Consider the following 20607-nt stretch of genomic DNA (forward strand, 5'->3'; position numbering starts at 1 on the left):
GGGGGAGGAGTCCCCCTGCGCTACGGAACGCTGGTGCTTGGGGGAAAAGCCGTCCCCCAAAAAAAGGGGGCGGCGCCCCGCGCCCTCGGCTGGCCCACCGCCGCGTTTCCTTCGTGCTACAGGCCGACCTTGCTGCTGCAGCCCATGGTGGAGCCCATGTCGGTGGCCTGCGCTCCCGCGTTGCCCTCGCCGTTCAGCAGGTTGCCGCCCAGGCCGTTGATGAGGCCGACCTCGCCGAGGATGTCGGCGTTGGTGTCGTGCGACGTACAGTTGCTGCTCTGCTTGATGTTGAACTCGTCGCCACGCTTGCCCCAGCCGTGGTCGGCGTGGGCACTGCCGGCGCCCAGCAGCCCGACACTCCCGAGTGCGGCGACGAGGACGGCGGCGGTGCGAAGCTTGTGCATGTCATCTCCGGTGGAACGAGTGTGGACGCGACCCGTGAGAGATCGGCGTTCGTACAGTCACCAAGACTGATACGAAAATGTCCGAAAGGGTCAACGACGCGCCGAATGTGGTTAATTCTCGCCGCTTCGGCGGTCTGTTGGCGCGGCGCACGAGTCCCGGCGCATGCGAAAGGTCCCGGCGCCCTGCCCGAAGGCTGGTGCCGGGACCCTGTGTCGTCCGGCGCCCCGCGCCGACCGAGACCTTAGAGGGCGCTGTTGTTGCAGCCCATCGTCGAGCCGATGTCGGTGGCCTGGGCGCCCGGGTTGCCCTCGCCGTTCAGCCCGTTGCCCAGCAGGCCGTTGAGCAGGCCGACCTCGCCGAGGACGTCCAGGTTCAGGTCGTGCGACTTGCAGTGCGAGCTCTGCGTGATGTTGAACTTGTCGCCGCCCTTGCCGCCTTCGCCGGCGTGGGCCGTGCCGGCGACGAGTCCGATGGAGCCGATGGCGGCGACCAGGACGGCAACGTTGCGAAGCTTGCGCATGTCATCTCCGTGGAGTGGGTGGGTGCGATCTGGGGCAGATCGACTTTTTACAGTTACCGGAGACTAATACGAAATACCCCAAAACGGGCAGCGGCGCGCCGGTTTCGCGATCACGAGGCAGAAGTACCCGAAAGCCGTAATGCGGACGGACGGGCCGGTCGGACGCGTTCACCAAGGGGCCGTGTTCGCCCCGGAGTTCGGCCGTCGGGCGGCGCTACTGCGCGCTGGCGAGGGAGTTGGCCTGGCTGTTGGCCTGGGTGCAGTCGACGCCCCGGGTCTCGGAGGCGGCGAGCAGGGCCACCGGGACATTCGCGGCGAGCAGGTTCTGCGGGCTGCACTCCTGGTACGGACGGAACAGGTTGGCCTGGCCCACCGGGGCGCCCTGTCCCGACTGGGTCTGCGGGGCCTGCGGGGCCTGCGGGGCCTGCGGGGCCTGCGGGGTGATCCGAGGGCTGATCTGCGGGTTCAGCTGGGGGTTGACCTGCGGGGCGACCTCGGTCCCCCGCGCGGGGGCCGCCTGCGGGGCCGGCGAGCCGTAGGTCTGCGCGGTCGCCTGCGCGTGGGCGGCCGAGGCTGCCTGGGCGTCCGGCTGCGACGCGGGCGGCGGCGTGGACCCGTATCCGATCGGCGCCGCGGAGCTCGGGCCGGCACCGACTGCGGACAGACCACCTGCTGCTGCGACGATGAGCGCGACCTGCTGAAGCTTGCGCATGGAATCCTCGGCCCTTCATTGACCTGTGCACGGAACCTGGTTGAAATGCTGATGCGGCAGCGCAGTTGCTGCTTTTCCTGTCTGCTTAGCGCGGCTGCGATGGACCATCGCTCTTGCCCCGAGGGGAACGAAGTCGGCGCGGACTCGGATACGGCCATGGAGACTTGGTCACCCATTTGACGCAAGGGGGGCATCGGCCCGGCCGCAACACCCTTGACGGCAGCGGCAAATGGGTGACGGGCTTCAGCGCGCCGTGACCGCGTCGAGGAATCCTCGTTCCACGGGGAAAGGGCAGCGACCGTGGACCTGAAGAGGGGTGAGGGAATTCGCTGCCGGTTCCGATGCGAAGTCCGCGTGCAACTCGAGACGACCGCTGCCCAGGGCGCGGTGCGAGTGTCGCACGACCGCACGCGACCGCGCTGAATGCACTGGATCCCCATTCTCAGGTATCGAAGGGCCGAAGGGTTTCATGCGTAAGCTTCACAAGGCCGCGCTCGTCGTAGCGGCGGCCAGTGGTCTGACCGGCATCAGCGCCGGCGCCAGCCATGCCGATACTCCCGTCGGATACGGCAGCGCTCCTCCGGCGTCGGCCCCCGATCAGCCGGCTGCCCAGCCCGCGGCCCCGGCTCCGGCCTATCAGCCTGCCGCTCCGGCTCCGGCCTACCAGCCCGCGTATCAGCCCGCGGCGCCGGCTCCCGCCTACCAGCCGGTCGCCCAGGCCGCCCCGCCGCAACAGACCGGTTACGCCTCGGCCACGGCCTCCTCCCAGGGGACGGCACAGGCGGCTTCCTACCCGCAGCAGATGCAGGCCGCGCCTGTCCAGCAGATGCAGGCCGCACCCGTACAGCCGGTGCAGGCCGCGCCCGCCCAGCAGCCGCAGGTCGTACCGCAGGTCATGCCGCAGGTCATGCCGCAGGTGACCCCGCAGGTAGCCGTCCCCCAGGCCTTCGGTCCGGAGACCCCGTACCATGTCGCCCCCCAGGTGAACCCGCAGGTCAACCCCCAGGTGAACCCGCTCGTGAACCCGGTGCTGGGTTCGCCGAGCGTGCCGCAGCTGTCGCCCGTCGGCCTCGGACAGGTCGCGGCGCCCCCGCTCGGTCAACTGGGGCTGCCCCGACTCGGCTGACGGACGCACCACCGTCGTCCGCGCCCCCGCTCGATCTGTCGCAGATCTCATCCGCTCGACCAACGGAGAACCAATGCGCAAGTTCCACAAGGCAGTCCTCGTGGGTGCCCTCCTCGGCAGTGTCGGCACCCTCGGCGGCAACACCGCCTTCGCCCACGGTGAGCCGGGCCACGACCTGGACATCACGCAGGGCGTCGAGTGTCGCTCGCACGACATGAACATCGAGGTGCTCGGCAGCGTCGGCGCCCTCACCGGCCTGGCGGGCAACCTGCTGAACGGCGAGGGCAACCCGGGTGCGCAGCAGAGCCACCTCGGTTCGGACATGGGCTGCAACAACCAGGCGCTCTGACCCCGCCACCACCCGCCCCGCACCGCCCTTGCCCTCTTCTCCCCGGGAGGGCGAGGGCGGTGGTCGTATCTCGGCCCTCACCGGTCGGGGAACGCCACGGCCCCCAGGAGAGTCTTCCCTGACTCCTGGGGGCCGGATCGTGAGGTGGACACGGATATGCGGTGGATATCTGACATGTGATCAACACACTTTCCTGTGAGGCGATCACGTTCGCCGTCCCGGACGTGGGCCGGACACGGACAGGTCTGCACGGCCCCACCGGGGCTTCCTCGGTGGGGCCATGGGGCAGCGTCAGCGAGTGCGGCCCGGGCGGCAGCGGCGGTACAGGATCGCGCCCATCGCGACGAGCGCGGCGCCACCGATCGCGGCGGGAGCCGTGACGTCCGCACCGGTGCGGGCCAGCGCGGTCGCCGGGCGCGGGTGGGACCGGGAGGCCGGAGCCCTCGGGGCGCGCGGCCCGGGAGTCGCGGTGGTGTCCTCGTCGGGGCCGTTGACCGACTCGTTGCCGACGGCCGGGTTGCCCACACCGACCACGTTCACGCTGTTCCCGGAGACGTTCAGCGGCAGGTCGACCGGCAGCTGGACGTCGTTGCCCGAGAGCACACCGGGCGAGTTCGAGGTACGGCCGTGCGCGGACGCGCCGCCGCTCTTCCCCGCGCCGTGCGCCTTCGCCGTACCCCTGTTCGCGCAGGAGTTGCCGGCCGCCGGGTTGAGCAGCCCCACCACGTTCGCCGTGTTGCCGCACACGTTCACCGGCGCGTGCACCGGAACCTGGACGTTGTTGCCGGAGACGACCCCGGGCGAGCCGGCCGCCGTGCCGTGCGCGTCGGCCCCGTCGGCCGCGAAGGCTGCGGACACCGGAAGCGCCACGGCCATCGCGCCGGACGCGGCGGTGACGGCGATCATACGGTTTCGAGTAGCCCGTCTCATGGGTTCCCTGCCTTCCTGACATCTCGCGGGCACTCACCCGCACCTCATAAAACGCAGGGGAACCATCAGGGGTTATGGCGTAGCCCATTTCCACATGCAGGAAGCCGGGCCGCTCGACGATCCGGCCGGCTCCGCGTGCGGGAAACCGGGCCGCTCACGGTCCGGTCGGCTCCGGAGCGGGAGCGCCGCCCGCGCGCAGTTCGGGTGTCGTCGTGGCCACTCCCGCCACCGCCAGCACGCAGAGCCCCCCGCCGGTGATCAGCGCGGTCGCGCCGGAGGTCCAGCCGGCGAGCAGGCCGCCACGCACATTGCCGAGGCTCGGCCCCGCCTGGCCGACGATCTGCTCGGCCGCCGTGACCCGGCCGAGCAGCGCGTCCGGGGTACGGACCTGCACGAGCGTCGAGCGGGACATCACCGCCGTGGCGTCCGCCGCCCCGGCCAGCACCAGCAGGACGAGACCGAGCCAGGCGCTGGTGGAGAGGCCGAAGAGGACCAGGGCCGCGCCCCAGGTCGCGGACGCGCACAGCATCACCGCGCCCGGCCGGCCGAGCCGGGTCACCGAGCCGGACAGCCCGGCCGCCGTGATCCCGCCCACCGCCAGCGCCGACAGGAACAGTCCGAGGGTGCGCGGGTCGCCGCCGAACCGCTCGGTGTTGACCAGCGGGAACAGACTCACCGGGAACGACAGCACGGTGGCGGCGAGATCGGTGATCAGCGCGCCCCGCACCACCCGGTGCCCGGCCAGGAACCGCAGCCCGTCCAGCACCCCGTGCAGCCCCGCCCGCGACGGCTCCCCCTCGGGCGGCAGCGCGGGCAGCCCGAAGGCGCCGTAGAAGGCGAAACCGAAGCTGAGGGCGTCCAGCAGGTAGCAGACGCCGATGCCGAACCAGCCCAGCAGCACTCCGGCCAGCGCGGGGCCGAGCAGCATCATCGACTGGCCGGTGACCTGTTGCAGCGCCAGCCCGGCGGCCACCTGGTCCTTGGGCAGCAGCCGTGGCAGGAACACCCCGGCGGCCGGGGCGCCGAGCGCGCCGAAGGCCGACTGCACGGCGACGAGGAGCAGCACCACGACCACCGGCACATGCCCGGTGAAGCCCTGCACCGCGAGCAGCAGGGAGCAGGCCGCCTGGCCGACGGTGGCCACCAGGAAGACCCGCCGCCGGTCGGCGCGGTCCGCCCATGCCCCGGCGAACAGCCCGAACACCACCAGCGGCAGCGCCTGCGCGAGCCCGACCGCGCCGGTCCAGGCGGTGCTGCGGGTCATGTCCCACACCTGGTACATGACCGTCACCATGGTCATGAACCCGCCGAGCACGGACACGGTCCGCCCGATCAGCAGCCGCCGGAAGACGGGTGAGGCACGCAGCGGTCGTACGTCGACGAGTGAGCGGGCGAGGCTCATGAGCGGAAGCGGGCGCGCGGCCCCGGCTGCTGAATCACCGAGGGAGGGTAACCGCCGGTCCGGGCCCCCGCCAGCGAATTTGCCCGCCGGACCGGGCCGGGCAGCGTTCCCGGCAGCCGCCGGCCCGGTTGAGCCGCGTCTCTCGGCAGCCCCCGGCCCCGGCTGAGCCCGTTCCTCGGCAGCCCCCGGCCCCGGCTGAGCCCGTTCCTCGGCAGTCGCCCGGCCCGGCTAGGCCGCGTCCCCCAGCAGCCGCATCAGGTGGTCGCGGCCCGCGCCCAGCAGCTCCGGCAGCGGGGCGGCCCCCGCGTACCAGCGCTTCTCGTACTCCCAGCACAGCCAGCCCTCCCAGCCGTGCCGGCACAGGACGTCCACGCACTCGGTGAGCGGCAGCACCCCGGCACCGAGCGGCAGCGGGGTGGTGTCCTCGGCGGAGACGATGTCCTTGACCTGGACGTAGCCCAGGTGCGGGGCGAGGGCGGCGTAGGTGTCCGACGGCTGCTCGCCGCCCAGCCAGGTGTGCATCACGTCCCACACCGCGCCCACCTGCCGGTGCCCGACCGGGCCGAGGATCCGGATCGCGTCGGCGCCGGTGCGGTGCGAGTCGTGGGTCTCCAGCAGGATCCGGACGCCGAGCGCGGAGGCGTCCTCGGCGGCCGTGCCGAGCCGCCGGGCCGCGATCGCGTCCGACTCCTCGCGCGGCCGGTCCGGGTCGCCGCCGGGGAAGACCCGGACGAAGGGCGCGCCCAGATCGTGGGCCAGCCGGAGGAGGTCCCTGATCTCCGCCAGCACGGGTGCGTCCTCGCCCGGGGCGGCGACGCGCGCGTATCCGGCGACACACAGCAGCTCGACCCCGGCGCCCCGGAACAGGGCCGCGGTCTCGGCGCGTTCGGCGGGGGGCAGGCCGGGGTGCACCGGTTCCTCGGGGTGGGCGCGCAGCTCGACGCCGTGATATCCGTGCGCGGTAGCGAGGGCCAGGACGTCCGGGACGGACAGGCCGGGGACACCGAGAGTGGAAAACGCCAGCTTCATGGGCACGGACCCTACCCCCTGCTCGTCACTCGTCCGGGGCGCGCAGCGCGAGCCGCCGGTCCCGGCCGCCCGGATCGGCGCCGAAGGAGCGGTGGGGCTGCCCGGCGGCCCGCGGTGCCCTCGCGCACCCGGCGCGCAGGCGCACCGCCGCACCCGCGCCCGAAGTCAGCCCCGGGGAACCCCGGGGGACCACCCGCACCCGCGCCCGAAGTCAGCCCCGGGGAACCCCGGGGGACCACCCGCACCCGCGCCCGAAGTCAGCCCCGGGGAACCCCGGAGGACCCCCGCACCATCAGCTCCCCTCGCATCGAGGCGATCCCCCCGGGCGGTGGTTCCTCGCGGCCCATCGCGATGCGCCCGGCCCGCGCGCCCGCCTCCGCCAGCGGCAGCCGGACCGTCGTCAGGGAGGGCACCGCGTCGATGCTGAACGGCAGGTCGTCGAAGCCGGCCACCGAGACGTCCTCGGGGATGCGCAGCCCGGACTCCCGCAGCGCGGCGCACGCCCCCAGCGCGACCGAGTCGTTCGCGGCCACGATCGCCGTCAGGGAGGGATCGCGGCGCAGCAGCTCCAGCGTGGCCTCGTGACCGGACCGGCGGTCGTAGCGGCCGTGCACGGTCCGGCGCGGGTCGTCCTCGATGCCTGCCGCGGTGAGGGCGGCGCGGTGGCCCTCCAGGCGGTGCCGGGTGGTCGTGCGCTCCTCGGGGCCGGCGATGTAGCCGAGCCGGCGGTGGCCGAGGCCGGTCAAGTGGTCGGTGAGCGCGCGGGCGCCGCCCCGGTTGTCGAAGGTCAGCGCGATGGCCTCGGTGTCCGGCGCCGGCGGGCGCCCGCACAGCACCACCCGGGTCCCGGCGTCCGCCAGCTTCCGCAGCTTCGCCGCGACCGCCGCCGCGTGCGAGGCGTCCTCGACGGCCCCGCCGGTCAGCACGACGGCCGCGGCCCGCTGCCGCTGGAGCAGGGTGAGATACGTCAGCTCGCGCTCGGGGCTGCCGCCGGTGTTGCAGACGACCGCCAGGCGTTCCCCGCCCGCGCGTCCGCCCGGCCCTCCGATCTCGGCCTGGATCGCGCTCGCCATGATCCCGAAGAACGGGTCGGCGATGTCGTTGACGAGGATGCCGACCAGGTCGGAGGTGGCCGCGGCGAGCGCGCTGGCGGGGCCGTTGAGGACGTAGTCCAGCTCGTCCACGGCCCGCAGCACCCGCTCGCGCGTGGAGGCGGCGACCGGGTAGTTGCCGTTCAGCACGCGCGACACCGTCGCGGGGGAGACCTGGGCGCGGGCCGCCACGTCCGCCAGGGTCACCGTCATCTCGTCGTCCTCCGGTCGCGCATCTCGTCGTACGTCTTCGCAGACAGTTCGTACGCCCTCGTAGACAGCCGGGCATGCGACCTGGTTCCGACAGACCTTAAGGCCACGACCTCGAGTTGTTCGCCCCCTCGAACGACTCGAAGCGGACACGGTCTTGTACAGACCCCGCCCAGAGGCTAGCTTCTCCGGATAGAAAGCGCTTGCTGCGCGATCGGCGCTGTTACCGAACGGGGCGCGCGGCGCCCACGAAGGGGACTGACGTGACACGCAAGACGGTGCGTATCGCCATGAACGGCGTCACCGGACGCATGGGCTACCGCCAGCACCTCGTCCGGTCGATCCTCGCCCTGCGCGACCAGGGCGGCCTCGACCTCGGCGACGGCACCGTGCTCTGGCCCGAGCCGATCCTCCTCGGCCGCCGCGAGCACGCCCTGCGGGAGATCGCCGAGCGGCACGGCCTCGACCACTTCTCCACCGACGTGGACGCCGTCCTCGCCGACCCCGCCGTCGACATCTACTTCGACTCCCAGGTCACCGCCGCCCGCGAGGAGGCCCTCACCAAGGCGATCGCGGCCGGCAAGCACGTCTACACCGAGAAGCCCACCGCCACCGGCCTCGACGGCGCCCTCGCCCTCGCCCGCCTCGCCCACGACAAGGGCGTCAAGCACGGCGTCGTCCAGGACAAGATCTTCCTGCCGGGCCTGCTGAAGCTGAAGCGCCTGATCGACGGCGGCTTCTTCGGCCGCGTCCTGTCCGTCCGCGGCGAGTTCGGCTACTGGGTCTTCGAGGGCGACTGGCAGCCCGCCCAGCGCCCCTCCTGGAACTACCGCGCCGAGGACGGCGGCGGCATCGTCGTCGACATGTTCCCGCACTGGGAGTACGTGCTCCACGAGCTGTTCGGCCGGGTGACCTCCGTGCAGGCCCTGGCCACCACCCACATCCCGCAGCGCTGGGACGAACAGGGCAAGCCCTACGACGCCACCGCCGACGACGCCGCCTACGGCGTCTTCGAGCTGGAGGGCGGCGTCGTCGCGCAGATCAACTCCTCGTGGGCCGTGCGCGTCCACCGCGACGAGCTGGTGGAGTTCCAGGTCGACGGCACCGAGGGCTCCGCCGTGGCCGGCCTGCGCGGATGCCGTGCGCAGCACCGCGGCGCCACCCCCAAGCCCGTGTGGAACCCGGACGTCCCCGCCACCGAGGCCTTCCGCGACCAGTGGCAGGAGGTCCCCGACAACGACGAGTTCGACAACGGCTTCAAGGCCCAGTGGGAACTGTTCCTCAAACACGTCCACGCCGACACCCCGTACCACTGGGACCTGCTGGCCGGCGCCCGCGGTGTACAACTCGCCGAACTGGGCCTGAGGTCCTCCGCCGAGGGCCGCCGCATCGACGTACCGGAGATCTCCCTGTGACCCTCCACCTCCCCGGCGCGGACGGCACCCTGCGCCGCTACGAACCACGCGCCGAACCCCTGGCGGTCTCCCCGGGCACCCCCTTCACCTCCCGTACGGTCTTCTCCGCGGCCCACGTCGTCGCCGACCCGTACGCCGACGTCTCGCCCGACGCGCCCGCCGCCGTCGACTGGGACGCCACCCTCGCCTTCCGCCGCCACCTGTGGTCCCACGGCCTGGGCGTCGCCGAGGCGATGGACACCGCCCAGCGGGGCATGGGCCTGGAGTGGGCGGGCGCGGCCGAACTGATCCGGCGCAGCGCGGCGGAGGCCCGCGCCGTGGGCGGCCGGATCGCCTGCGGGGCCGGCACCGACCAGCTCACCCGCGGCACGCTCGCCGACATCCGCGCGGCCTACGAGGAACAGCTCGCCGTGGTCGAGGAAGCGGGCGCCCGGGCCGTCCTCATGGCGTCCAGGGCCCTGGCCGCCACCGCCGGCGGCCCCGAGGACTACCTGGAGGTCTACGGCCACCTGCTGCGCCAGGCCGCCGAACCGGTGATCCTGCACTGGCTGGGCCCGATGTTCGACCCCGCGCTGGAGGGCTACTGGGGCTCGGCCGACCTGGACGCGGCCACCGGCACCTTCCTGGAGGTCATCGCCGCGCACCCCGACAAGGTCGACGGCGTCAAGATCTCCCTGCTGGACGCGCGGCGCGAGATCGACCTGAGGCGGCGGCTCCCGCGGGGCGTCCGCTGCTACACCGGGGACGACTTCCACTACCCCGAGCTGATCGCGGGCGACGAGCAGGGCTTCAGCCACGCCCTGCTCGGCGTCTTCGACCCGCTCGGCCCGCTGGCGGCGGAGGCGGTACGGGTCCTGGACACGGGCGACGTCCAGGGCTTCCGGAAACTCCTCGACCCCACCGTGGAGCTGTCCCGCCACCTCTTCCAGCCCCCCACCCGCTTCTACAAGACGGGAGTCGTCCTCCTCGCCTGGCTCGCGGGCCACCAGTCCCACTTCACCATGGTCGGCGGCCTCCAGTCGGCCCGCTCCCTCCCGCACTTCGCCCGCGCCTACGAACTCGCCGACTCCCTCGGCCTGTTCCCCGACCCCGGACTGGCCGAGGAACGGATGAAGAACCTGCTGAGCCTGTACGGGGTGGACCGGTGAGCACGGACCTCGCGCGGTTCTCCGTCAACCAGATGACGGTCAGGCAGCTGTCGCTCCCCGAACTCGTCGACGCCTGCGGCCGGTCGGGCGTCGGCAACGTCGGCCTGTGGCGGGAACCGGTCCGGGCGTACGGCGTGGAGGCGACCGCCGAGCTGGTCCGCGACGCCGGCCTGACGGTCACCACCCTGTGCCGGGGCGGCTTCCTCACGGCGACCGACCCCGCCGAGCGGGCCGAGGCGCTGGGCGACAACCACGCGGCCGTCGACGAGGCCGCCGCGCTCGGCACGGACACCCTGGTCCTGGTCTCCGGCGGCCTCCCCGCGGGCAGCAAGGACCTGCACGGCGCCCGAGAACGCGTCGCGGACGCCCTGGCCGTCCTCGCCCCCTACGCCGCCGAACGCGGCGTCCGGCTCGCCATCGAGCCCCTGCACCCCATGTACGCCGCCGACCGCTGCGTGGTCTCCACCCTCGCCCAGGCCCTGGACCTCGCCGAACGCTTCCCCGCGCACCAGGTGGGGGTGGCCGTGGACACGTACCACGTCTGGTGGGACGATCGGGCCCCCGCCCAGATCGCCCGCGCGGGCACGGCGGGCCGTATCCACACCTTCCAGCTCGCCGACTGGACCACCCCCCTGCCCGAGGGCGTCCTCAACGGCCGTGGCCAGCTCGGGGACGGCGCGATCGACATGCGGGAGTGGACGGGGTACGTGGCGGCGGCCGGCTACAACGGACCCATCGAGGTGGAGCTGTTCAACGAGCGGCTGTGGGCCCGGGACGGACGGGAGGTGCTGGCGGAGACGGCGGAGCGTTTCGTGGAGCACGTGGTCCGTCAGGGGGAGATCCGGGAAGCGGGTGCAACCATTCCGCCGCCTCCGGTGTCGTAACTGTCGTCGGAACCACGGGGGACCCCGGGGGGGATTCGGGTTCCGGCAGGGGAGGGGAGAACCGAGGGGGCGTCCCCGGCCGTCGGGCCGGGGACGCCCCCTCGAAACGTCACGGCACCCCACGGCGCCCGGGCCCCGTCGTCGGACCCCCGGCAGCCGGGCGGGCGGCGGGAGTCCGAGGACCGGACCTAGAAGAACACCCCGCAGCGCAGCAGGACGTTCGCGTACGGGCGGGCCTCGCCGGTGCGGACGATCAGCCGGGCGTCCGCCGACAGTTCCTTCAGCCGCTCGTGCGGGACCACGGCCAGCTCCGGGAAGCGGCCCTCCAGCAGGGCCGCCGCCGCCGGGTTGGCCGCCCGTGTCTCCGCCGCCGCCGTGGCGCCCTCCACCACCAGCTCGGCCAGCAGACCGTCCAGCACCTCCGCGAACGACGGGACACCGGCCCGGAACGCGAGGTCCACCACGCGCGGCCCCGTCGGGATCGGCATGCCCGCGTCGCAGACCAGCACCCCGTCCCCGTGCCCCAGCTCCGCCAGCGCGCCGGCCAGATGACGGTTGAGGATCCCCGCCTTCTTCACCGCGACTCCCCTCGCCCGCCGGCCTCGGCCGGGGCCTCCGGCACCGGGCCGGAGGACCGGGAGCCGCCTCCCGGCACCGCACCGCACAGGGCGTCGACCTCTGTGGCCGTCGGGTACGACTCCTGCGCGCCCCGCTTCGTCACGGCCGCCGCGCCGACCCCGGCCGCGTAGGCCGCCGCCTCGGCGAGCGTGGCCCCCGCGCCCAGCCGCCAGGCCAGCGCGGCGGTGAACGCGTCCCCCGCGCCCGTGGTGTCCACCGCGTCCACCGTCACCGACGGCACCCGGGCCACACCCGAGCCGTCACACACCAGCGCCCCCTCCGCGCCCAGCGTCACCACCACCGAGCGCGGGCCCCTGGCCAGCAGCAGCCGCGCCCAGTCCGCGGGATCCCCGCTCACACAGGCGTCCCCGAGGATCACCCGGGCCTCGTGCTCGTTCACGATCAGCGGATCACAGGCCGCCAGCACCTCCGCGGGCAGCTCGCGCGGCGGAGAGGGGTTCAGCACGAAACGGCCGTCCGGCGCCAGGTTCCGCACCACCTCCACGACCGTCTCCAGCGGGATCTCCAGCTGCGCCGACACCACGCGGGCGGCATGGAAGAGGCTCGTGGCCGCCCGGACGTCCGCGGGCAGCAGACGGAAGTTGGCGCCCGGCGACACCACGATGCTGTTGTCGCCGGACGGGTCGACGGTGATCAGCGCGACGCCCGTCGGGGCGCCGCCCACCAGCACACCCACCGTGTCGACCCCGGCCGCGCGCAGGGAGTCGAGCAGCAGCCGGCCGTGACCGTCGTCGCCGACCCGCGCCAGCAGCGCCGTCGCGGCACCGAGCCGGGCGGCGGCGACCGCCTGGTTGGCGCCCTTGCCGCCCGGGTGCACGGCCAGGTCGCCGCCGAGCACCGTCTCGCCGGCGGCCGGCCGCCGCTCGACGCCGATCACCAGGTCGGCGTTGGCCGATCCCACGACCAGGAGGTCGTAGTCGTACATCAGTTGACTCCCCTGAGAGAGGACGCCGGGCGGGCCGCCCCGGAAACGCTCCGGAAGGCCGCCCGCCCGCTTCGTCCGTGTCAGCCGCTGAAGCCGGCCACGTTGTCCTTCGTGACCACCTTCACCGGCACCTTCACCGTCGGCTCCACCTTCTCGCCCTTGACCGCCCTGAGAGCGTTGTCCACGGCGATCCGGCCCAACTGCGTGGGCTGCTGGGCGACCGACGCGTACAGCGTGCCGTCCTTGACCGCGGTCAGCCCGTCCGGGGTGCCGTCGAAGCCGACGACCTGCACGGACCTGCCGGCCTTCGAACCCAGCGCCTTGATCGCGCCGAGGGCCATCTCGTCGTTGGCGGCGATGACGCCCTGCACGTCGGGGTGGGCCTGGAGCAGGTTCGACATCACGTCGAGGCCCTTGGTGCGGTCGAAGTCGGCGGGCTGCTGGGCCAGCACCTGGATGCCCGGGTAGGCCTTGAGACCCCGGGCGAACCCGGCCGCCCGCTCCCGGGCCGCCGACGTACCCGCCTGGCCCTGCAGAATGATGATCTTCCCCTTGCCGCCCAGCTTCTCGGCGACGGTCTTCGCGGCCAGCTCGCCGCCGGCGACGTTGTCGGAGGCCACCAGGGCGTCCACGGACGCCTTGTTGACGCCCCGGTCGACGGCGATGACCGGGATCCTCGCCTTGTCGGCGGCCTTGACGGAGTTGCTCGCCGCGTCCGAGTCCACCGGGTTGACGATGATCGCCCCGAGGCCGGAACTGGTGAAGTTCTGCAGCTGGTTCGCCTGCTGGGAGGCGTCGTTCTGGGCGTCGGTGACGGTCAGGTCCAAGCCCAGCTTCTCCGCCTCGGCCTGGGCGCCCTTGCGGATCTGCACGAAGAAGGGGTTGTTGAGCGTGGACAGCGACAGCCCCATCCTCGGGTTCGCGGACGCCGGGGAGCCGCTGTGCAGGAAGGAGGTGGCGCCGACGACGGCCACGGTGACCACGGCCGCGAGGGCGTACGTCACCGCCTGCCTGCCCTTGGCACCCCCGCCGCCGGTGGTCACCGGGGTCGCCCCGGCCTTGCGGCGCACGGTGTCCAGCAGCACCGCCAGCGCGATCACGACACCGATGACGACCTGCTGCCAGAAGGCGGACACGTTCAGCAGGTTGAGGCCGTTCCTGAGCACCGCCAGGATGAGCGCGCCGATCAGGGTGCCGGACGCCTTGCCGGTGCCGCCCGCCAGCGAGGCGCCGCCGATGACGACGGCGGCGATCGCGTCCAGCTCGTAGCCGTCGGCGGCCTGCGGCTGCGCCGAGGACAGCCGGGAGGCCAGCACGATGCCCGCGACGGCGGCGAACAGACCGGACAGGGCGTAGATGGCGAGCTTCTGCTTCCGTACCCGCAGACCGGACAGCCGCGCGGCCTCCTCGTTGCCGCCGATCGCGTACATGGACCGGCCGATGTACGTCCGCCCGAGCACGAACGCGGCGATCAGCCCCATCACCACCATGACCAGCACCGGCACCGGCAGCCAGCCGCCGAGGGTGTCCCCGAGGTGGGAGACCGAGTCGGGGAAGGCGATGGGGGAGCCCTGCGAGATCACCAGGGCGAGACCGCGGCCCACCGACAGCATGGCCAGCGTCGCGATGAACGGCGGCAGCTTGCCGTAGGCGATGAGGAAACCGTTCACCAGTCCGGCCGCGATGCCGGTGGCCACGGCGATGACGACCGCCAGGGCGACCGGCACCCCGTGCTGTGTGGCGCTCCACGCCAGCATGGTCGCCGACAGCGCGGCCACCGAGCCCACGGACAGGTCGATGCCCGCCGAGACGATCACGAAGGTCACACCGAAGGCGAGGATCGCCGTCACGGCCGCCTGGACACCGATGTTGAGCAGGTTGTCCGTGGTCAGGAAGTCCCCGGACAGCGCCGACAGGGCGATGACGAGGACGATCAGCGCGGTGAGGGCGCCGTTGTCGAGGAGCAGCCGGCGCAAGGCCCCGGGGGCGCCACTCGCGCCCGTCGTGCTCTTGAGCGTGTCAGTGGCCACGGGGGGCCTCCTTCTCGGTGGTGGGGGTGCTGACGGCCAGGGACATCACCGCGTCCTGCGTGGCCTCGCCCGCGGACAGTTCACCGGCGATCCGGCCCTGGGCCATGACCAGAACCCGGTCGCTCATGCCGAGCACCTCCGGCAGATCGCTGGAGATCATCAGCACGGCGGCCCCGGCGGCGGTCAGTTCGTTGATCAGCTGGTAGATCTCGACCTTGGCGCCGACGTCGATACCGCGCGTCGGCTCGTCCAGGATCAGGACCTTGGTGTCGGCCAGCAGCCACTTGCCGATGACGACCTTCTGCTGGTTGCCGCCGGACAGGGTCCGCACGTGCTGCCCGAGGCCCGCCATGCGCACCCCCAGCTGCCCCGCCATCCGCTCGGCCGCCGCGTGCTGCGCCTTGCGGTCCACGACACCGGCCCGGGTCGCCGACCGCAGCGTCACCAGCCCGAGGTTCTCCGCCACGGAGGCGTCCAGCACCAGCCCCTGGCCCTTGCGGTCCTCGGGGACGAGCCCGATCCCGGCCGCCATGGCGGCGTTCACGTCGTGCCGCCTGAGCCGGTCACCGGAGACCCGCACGGCCCCGTCGTCGTAGGGGTCCGCGCCGAACACGGCCCGCACGACCTCGGTCCGCCCGGCCCCCACGAGCCCCGCGATCCCGACGACCTCACCGGCGTGCACGTCGAAGCTGACGTCGTGGAAGACGCCGTCACGGGTGAGCCCTTCCACGGACAGCAGCGCGGCGCCCTTCTCGGGCCGTTCCCGCGGGTACTGCTGCTCGATGGACCGCCCCACCATGAGCCGCACGAGTTCGTCCTCGGGCGTGGTGGCGGGCACCTGACCGACGCTGCGGCCGTCCCGGATGACGGTGACCCGGTCCCCCAGGGCGGCGATCTCCTCCAGATGGTGGGTGATGAAGACGACGCCCACGCCGTCCGCGCGCAGCGACCGCACGATGGCGAAGAGCTTCTCCACCTCCTCCGAGGTGAGCACGGCGGTCGGCTCGTCCATGATGAGCACGCGCGCGTCCAGGCTGAGCGCCTTGGCGATCTCGACCATCTGGAGCCGTGCGATGCCGAGTTCCCGCACCCGCGCGCGGGGCGACACGTGTACGCCCACCCGCGCGAGCAGGACCTCCGCGTCGGCCTCCATCCGCTTCCGGTCGATCATCCCGAAGCGCCGCGGCTGCCGTCCCAGGAAGATGTTCTCCGCGACCGTCAGATCGGGTACCAGGTTGAACTCCTGGTAGATGGTGGCGATCCCGAGCCGCTCGGCGTCCTGGGCGCCGTGGATGCGCACCTCGCGACCGCCGGCCAGGATGCGCCCGGCGTCGGGCGTGTAGGCACCGGAGAGCATCTTGATGAGCGTGCTCTTGCCGGCGCCGTTCTCACCGAGCAGCACGTGGACCTCGCCCCGGCGCAGATCGAAGTCGACGCCGTCGAGCGCGACCACGCCGGGGAAGGTCTTGCGTATGCCCTCGATGCGCAGCAACTCGTCCGGGTTGCTCACGACGTGCTCCTTTGCACTGGGGAGAGGGACGGTGTGGGGGTGGCGGGCTCGCCGCACGAGCGGCGCACGACGAGCCGGGCGGGCAGGGTGACGGAGGTGGGGGTCCGGCCCTCGATCCGGTCGACCAGCGCGCGCACGGCGGCCCGCCCCAGCTCACCGGTCGGCTGGGCGATCGCGGTGACCGGCGGGTCCGTGTGCACGAACCAGGGGATGTCGTCGAACGCGGCGAGTGCGAGATCGTCGGGCACGCGCAGCCCGCGCGCGCGTACGGCGTCGAGGGCGCCGAGCGCCATCAGGTTGTCGGCGGCGAAGACGACCTCGGGCGGCTCCGGCAGATCCAGGAACCCCTCGGTGACCCGCCGCCCGCTCTCCGCCTGGAAGTCGCCCTGGCCTATGTAGGCGTCGGGCAGCGGGAGGCCGTACTCGGCCAGCGCGGCCCGGAAGGCCTCGACGCGCTCGCTGCCGGTGGTGGTGGCCGCGGGCCCGGCGATGATCGCGAGCCGGCGGTGCCCCAGCCCGTACAGGTGCGCCACGAGATCCCGTACGGCCGCCCGCCCGTCGGCCCGCACGACGGGCACGTCCACGGCCGGGATCCACCGGTCGACGAACACCATGGGGGTGCCCGCGCGCACGGCGTCCAGCATGAGAGGCGAGCCGCCGTCGGTGGGCGACACGAGCAGCCCGTCGATCCGCCGGTCCAGCAGGTTCCGCACGTGGTGGTCCTGGAGGTCCGGCCGCTCGTCGGCGTTACCGATGATCACGCTGTAGCCGAGCGCCCGTGCCTCCTCCTCGACGGAGCGGGCCAGCTCGGTGAAGTAGGGATTCAGCACATCGCTGATGACCAGGCCGAGGGTGTGGGTCTGGTCGGTCCGCAGGGACCGGGCGACGGCGTTCGGCCGGTACCCGAGGTCGGCCACGGCGGCCAGCACGCGCGTGCGTGCGTCGGCGCTGACGGACGGGTGCTCGTTCAGCACCCGCGACACGGTGGCCACGGACACCCCGGCCGCCGCGGCGACGTCCTTGATGCTCGCCATTGCCGGCTCCACCTCCTCGTGGAACTCGTGGAATCGATTACACGACTCGCTGCAGAAAGGATTGGAATCGATTACACGGACTTCGGCAAGCCCCTGACCGCATCCCGAAACCGGATCGTGACCGGCGACGAAAGGATCTAGGCTGCCTCTCGCGGCGCGGGTGGCATGCTCGCGCCAATCAACGGGAGGAGTACCAGAGATGCGCGCACGCCGGATCCTCGGAGCGTCCATGGCCGCCGCCGCCCTGGCCGGAACCACGCTCGTCGCGAGCACCCCCGCCGTCGCCGCGACCGACGCGGCAGCGGCGAGCTGCACGGCCAAGGCGCTGGAGACGGTGATCATCCGCGACCGGACGAGCACCGGCGGCACGGCCCTCGCCCAGCTGAACAAGGGCGAGACCGCGTCCTCGCCGTGCGAGATGTACTACGGCGGTTCGTACACCGCGTGCGGCATCACCAGCACGCGGTGGGTCAAGGTCACCAAGAGCGGCGTGACCGGGTACGTGGTGGGCACCTGCGTGCTCCAGCCGGCCTGACCCACCCCGACGGCCGGGCGGCGGCACCGGTCACGACGGCCGGCGCCCCGCCCGATCTGATCCGCCCGATCTGATCCGCCCGATCTGATCCGCCCGATCCGGCACGTGGATCCGGCCCGGCGCGGACCCCGGGGCCGGAGGTGGGGGGCAGGGACACGGCACTCCATCTCCAGGCCCGAGCCGGCTGCCGGGGCCTGTACGACCCGCCCCCCATGGCCGCGAGTCCCTCACGATCTCCGTCCGGCCCAGCACGGCACACCGTAAGGGGAACCACTGACATCACGGCCGGAGGCGGCGGCAGCGGCCGTGAGGTGAGGTCCGGTCGAGCAGGGGTACCGGCCGGCCGGGAGCCGAGGTCACGAGGACAGGGCGGCCCGCTCGGATTCGGCCAGCAGTACGCAGAACTCGTTGCCTTCCGGGTCGGCGAGAACCACCCAGCCCCAGCCGTCGGACGTGCGGCGGTCGGCGACCAGGGAGGCGCCCAGCCCCAGCAGCCGCTCGACCTCCGCATCCCTCGAGGTGTCCGGCCGCAGGCACAGATGGAGCCTGTTCTTGCCCGACTTGGGCTCCGGTACCTGGTTGAAGTGCAGGGCCGGCCCGCCGGGCAGCATGATCTCGGTCTCCTCGCTCCCCGGCTCGTCCTCGGGATCCAGCGGTTGCCCCGTCACCGCGCTCCAGAACCCCGCCAGTCGGTAGGCGTCCGCGCAGTCGATGGCCACGTTCGTCAACACTGAGAGCATGCGGGCGATCCTGTCCGAGCACCGTCCCGCCCGCCACCGGAATTCGGCGGCGGGCGGAGGCCGGGAGTGGCGGTGCCGCACGGGCTCGTGGAGGAATGGCAGATCCCCCGGCGATCCGCTGCCGACGCAGGGGGACGTGGAACGGATCCGCGGATCGCGGATCCGTCGGTCGCCGATCCGATCCGGTGCCGGTCCCGTCGGCCCGGGTGGCGTCAGGATCGCCCTCACCCCTGGGTCGGCGAGGTGCGGCCCAGCGGCAGGAGGTACTGGATCGGCTCGTCGAGGTCGTCCAGGCCCAGGAGTTCGTGGGCCAGGTCGTCGTGGAGGCCGCCCAGGGGGAGGGTCGACAGGCCGAACGCCGAGGCGGTGAGCAGGAGCGTCTGCGTGAGGTGCCCGGCCTCCAGCAGGCCCAGCCGCAGCGCCCGCAGTCCGTAGCGGCGGCGCAGCAGACCGAGGTCGAGGTGGACCGCCAGCACCGCGGGCACCTCGTCGACGCCCACCGCGTCCGGGTCGTCCGCCGGCCGGGAGAGGTACGAGGACAGTGCCTTCAGCTCGGCGACGGTCGGCGCCGGGCCGATCGGCAGCAGCGCGCGGCGCTCCGGCACGCAGTGGTACGTGCCCGCGGCCAGCCCCGCGACGTCCAGCGCCACCAGACGAACACGCACGCTGTAGAGGGCGCCGGCGCTCGGGTACGGGCGGTGCCGGAGGGTGCGTACGGTGCCGTCGGCGAGCGGCTGCCGCGTCGCGTGGCTCTCGGCGTACGCGGACCACAGCACCCCGCCCAGGGTCCCCGCGTCCAGCGGCCCGTACAGCGGCCCGCGCACGGAGCTGCGCCGCCGCAGCGCCTCGGTGAGCGACAGGTCCGGCAAGGGGGCCGCGGGCAGGGGGAGTTCGGCGGCCAGTCGCGTGGCCGCGGGGGCCGGTGGCGGGGGCAGGTCGCGCAGTGCGGTGTCCTCGGGCCGCCCGACCTGGAACTTGCTGCGCTCCAGATACCGGTAGTCGGCCGCGCGGTGCCCGGCGGGGAAGAACCCCGGGTCGTCCTCGGTCTCCAGCAGCGTGCGGGCCGCGAGGCGGCAGACGGCCCGCTCCTCGTCGGGGGTGACCCCGATCCGGTTGAACAGCATGTGCAGCTGGGAGGCCCACACCCAGGGCACCCGGCGAGCGGCCTGCTCCGCGGGTACGGCCTCGCGCAGGCGGGCGTCCGCCGCGCCGACCCGGTGTGCCCACTCCGTCAGCCAGGGCGCGGCGGTGCCCGCGTCGAGGGCCGCGCGCAGGGTTCGGGCGCGCCGGACCAGCCCCGGCCGCTGGAGGGCGAACACCGAGTTCACGCGGGAGTGGACGGCGGCCCCGGGCAGCGGCTCCACCTCGGTGATCCAGCGCCAGGAGGCGGCGTGCCGGCGCAGCCAGCCCGCGGCCCGGAGTTCGTCGAGGCCGAGCGCGTGGGCGGTGGCGTGGGCGAGGTCGAGGGCGAGCGGGAGCCGGGCGGCGCGCTCCGGGGTGGCGCGCAGGGCCTCGACGGCCGCGCGGGTGGAGTGGGCGAACACCTCCTCGGCGAGGGGCAGTGCGGCGGGGCCGCCGTACCGCTCGGTCTCGGGCACGTACGGCACCTCGCGCACCTCGCCGTGCCGGGACGGCCAGGGGCCGGTGAACTCGGCGGGCCGCGCGGACGCCACATCCGCCAGCTGGGCCGCCAGTTCCGCTGTCGCGTCGGCGGGCAGCGGGCCCCGGAAGCGGATCCGCAGGTGGGGGCCGCCCTCGCCGTAGCGGATGAAGAACCAGGCGGCGTCCGGGGCGTCGGTCAGGCCGTCCATCAGCGGGGCGAGCGAGTCGGTGACGAAGGCGTCCGTCCCCGCGCCGCCGGTGTGCAGGTGGAGGTGGAGGCTGTGCCAGAGGTGTCCGGGGTGTCCGGAGCCCTCGGGCAGGGTCCCGGAGGCGGCCGGGCGGGGGCGGGGGCGGGCGGTCGTCATCGCGTC

The 20607-nt window shown here is 73.3% G+C and carries 20 protein-coding genes; 6 read left to right on the forward strand and 14 right to left on the reverse strand.

From position 1 onward, the window contains the following. Positions 1-116: 116 nt before the first annotated feature. The 3 genes from ACZ7KF_RS17905 to ACZ7KF_RS17915 all read right to left on the reverse strand — a co-directional run bounded on the left by ACZ7KF_RS17905 (position 117) and on the right by ACZ7KF_RS17915 (position 1637). Positions 117-404, reverse strand: coding sequence for a hypothetical protein (locus ACZ7KF_RS17905; protein WP_471075214.1), 288 nt, complete (start codon positions 402-404; stop codon positions 117-119). Between the two features lie 242 nt (positions 405-646). Further along, positions 647-925, reverse strand: a complete 279-nt coding sequence (locus tag ACZ7KF_RS17910; protein ID WP_471075216.1) for a hypothetical protein — start codon at positions 923-925, stop codon at positions 647-649. A 214-nt stretch (positions 926-1139) separates the two neighbouring features. Continuing rightward, positions 1140-1637: a hypothetical protein gene (locus ACZ7KF_RS17915; RefSeq protein WP_471075219.1), complete on the reverse strand. Its 498-nt coding sequence runs from the start codon at positions 1635-1637 to the stop codon at positions 1140-1142. Positions 1638-2106: 469 nt separating this feature from the next. Here ACZ7KF_RS17915 and ACZ7KF_RS17920 point away from each other — a divergent pair, with 469 nt between their 5' ends. After that, complete coding sequence (locus ACZ7KF_RS17920; protein WP_471075222.1) at positions 2107-2763, forward strand: hypothetical protein; 657 nt, start codon at positions 2107-2109, stop codon at positions 2761-2763. 73 nt (positions 2764-2836) lie between these two features. Further along, positions 2837-3112: a hypothetical protein gene (locus ACZ7KF_RS17925; RefSeq protein ID WP_471075226.1), complete on the forward strand. Its 276-nt coding sequence runs from the start codon at positions 2837-2839 to the stop codon at positions 3110-3112. A gap of 291 nt (positions 3113-3403) precedes the next feature. Here the strand turns inward: ACZ7KF_RS17925 and ACZ7KF_RS17930 are convergent, their stop codons facing one another. From ACZ7KF_RS17930 to ACZ7KF_RS17945, 4 genes are all read right to left on the reverse strand, one after another. Further along, the gene (locus ACZ7KF_RS17930) at positions 3404-4018 is read right to left on the reverse strand and encodes a chaplin (RefSeq protein ID WP_471075228.1); all 615 of its coding nucleotides are present in this window, start codon (positions 4016-4018) and stop codon (positions 3404-3406) included. A gap of 178 nt (positions 4019-4196) precedes the next feature. Further along, entirely contained in the window at positions 4197-5444 is a 1248-nt protein-coding gene (locus ACZ7KF_RS17935; protein WP_471075231.1) for an MFS transporter, read from the reverse strand. A gap of 228 nt (positions 5445-5672) precedes the next feature. Further along, positions 5673-6473, reverse strand: coding sequence for a sugar phosphate isomerase/epimerase family protein (locus ACZ7KF_RS17940; protein WP_471075234.1), 801 nt, complete (start codon positions 6471-6473; stop codon positions 5673-5675). A gap of 257 nt (positions 6474-6730) precedes the next feature. After that, positions 6731-7777, reverse strand: a complete 1047-nt coding sequence (locus tag ACZ7KF_RS17945) for a LacI family DNA-binding transcriptional regulator (RefSeq protein WP_471075237.1) — start codon at positions 7775-7777, stop codon at positions 6731-6733. 260 nt (positions 7778-8037) lie between these two features. Here ACZ7KF_RS17945 and ACZ7KF_RS17950 point away from each other — a divergent pair, with 260 nt between their 5' ends. The 3 genes from ACZ7KF_RS17950 to ACZ7KF_RS17960 are packed head-to-tail and all read left to right on the forward strand — an operon-like array spanning position 8038 to position 11221. Then, positions 8038-9189, forward strand: coding sequence for a Gfo/Idh/MocA family protein (locus ACZ7KF_RS17950; RefSeq protein WP_471075240.1), 1152 nt, complete (start codon positions 8038-8040; stop codon positions 9187-9189). After that, positions 9186-10337: a dihydrodipicolinate synthase family protein gene (locus ACZ7KF_RS17955; protein ID WP_471075243.1), complete on the forward strand. Its 1152-nt coding sequence runs from the start codon at positions 9186-9188 to the stop codon at positions 10335-10337. Before ACZ7KF_RS17950 ends, ACZ7KF_RS17955 begins: the two co-directional genes overlap by 4 nt. Beyond that, entirely contained in the window at positions 10334-11221 is an 888-nt protein-coding gene (locus ACZ7KF_RS17960) for a sugar phosphate isomerase/epimerase family protein (RefSeq protein WP_471075246.1), read from the forward strand. Before ACZ7KF_RS17955 ends, ACZ7KF_RS17960 begins: the two co-directional genes overlap by 4 nt. A 188-nt stretch (positions 11222-11409) precedes the next feature. On the opposite strand, the gene rbsD is transcribed toward ACZ7KF_RS17960, so the two are convergent. From rbsD to ACZ7KF_RS17985, 5 genes are all read right to left on the reverse strand, one after another. Further along, entirely contained in the window at positions 11410-11799 is a 390-nt protein-coding gene (gene rbsD, locus ACZ7KF_RS17965) for a D-ribose pyranase (protein WP_471075249.1), read from the reverse strand. Next, a complete protein-coding gene (locus tag ACZ7KF_RS17970) occupies positions 11796-12785 on the reverse strand; it encodes a ribokinase (RefSeq protein WP_471075253.1) in 990 nt (329 codons plus the stop codon). Before ACZ7KF_RS17970 ends, rbsD begins: the two co-directional genes overlap by 4 nt. Before the next feature lie 80 nt (positions 12786-12865). Beyond that, on the reverse strand, positions 12866-14815 hold the full coding sequence (locus ACZ7KF_RS17975) for an ABC transporter permease/substrate-binding protein (RefSeq protein ID WP_471075256.1): 1950 nt from the start codon (positions 14813-14815) through the stop codon (positions 12866-12868). After that, entirely contained in the window at positions 14805-16325 is a 1521-nt protein-coding gene (locus ACZ7KF_RS17980; RefSeq protein ID WP_471075259.1) for a sugar ABC transporter ATP-binding protein, read from the reverse strand. The genes ACZ7KF_RS17975 and ACZ7KF_RS17980 overlap by 11 nt, the downstream gene beginning before the upstream one ends. After that, entirely contained in the window at positions 16322-17359 is a 1038-nt protein-coding gene (locus tag ACZ7KF_RS17985; protein ID WP_471075262.1) for a LacI family DNA-binding transcriptional regulator, read from the reverse strand. The genes ACZ7KF_RS17980 and ACZ7KF_RS17985 overlap by 4 nt, the downstream gene beginning before the upstream one ends. Positions 17360-17558: 199 nt before the next feature. Here ACZ7KF_RS17985 and ACZ7KF_RS17990 point away from each other — a divergent pair, with 199 nt between their 5' ends. Continuing rightward, positions 17559-17894, forward strand: a complete 336-nt coding sequence (locus ACZ7KF_RS17990; RefSeq protein ID WP_471075265.1) for a hypothetical protein — start codon at positions 17559-17561, stop codon at positions 17892-17894. A 356-nt stretch (positions 17895-18250) separates the two neighbouring features. Here ACZ7KF_RS17990 and ACZ7KF_RS17995 read toward each other — a convergent pair whose 3' ends face one another. Further along, on the reverse strand, positions 18251-18634 hold the full coding sequence (locus ACZ7KF_RS17995) for a VOC family protein (RefSeq protein WP_471075267.1): 384 nt from the start codon (positions 18632-18634) through the stop codon (positions 18251-18253). 224 nt (positions 18635-18858) lie between these two features. Then, positions 18859-20601 (reverse strand): thiopeptide-type bacteriocin biosynthesis protein, encoded by a 1743-nt coding sequence (locus ACZ7KF_RS18000; protein WP_471075270.1) that lies wholly within the window; start codon positions 20599-20601, stop codon positions 18859-18861. Positions 20602-20607 lie beyond the last annotated feature (6 nt).

Source organism: Streptomyces sp. NPDC038200 (genome assembly GCF_055600785.1).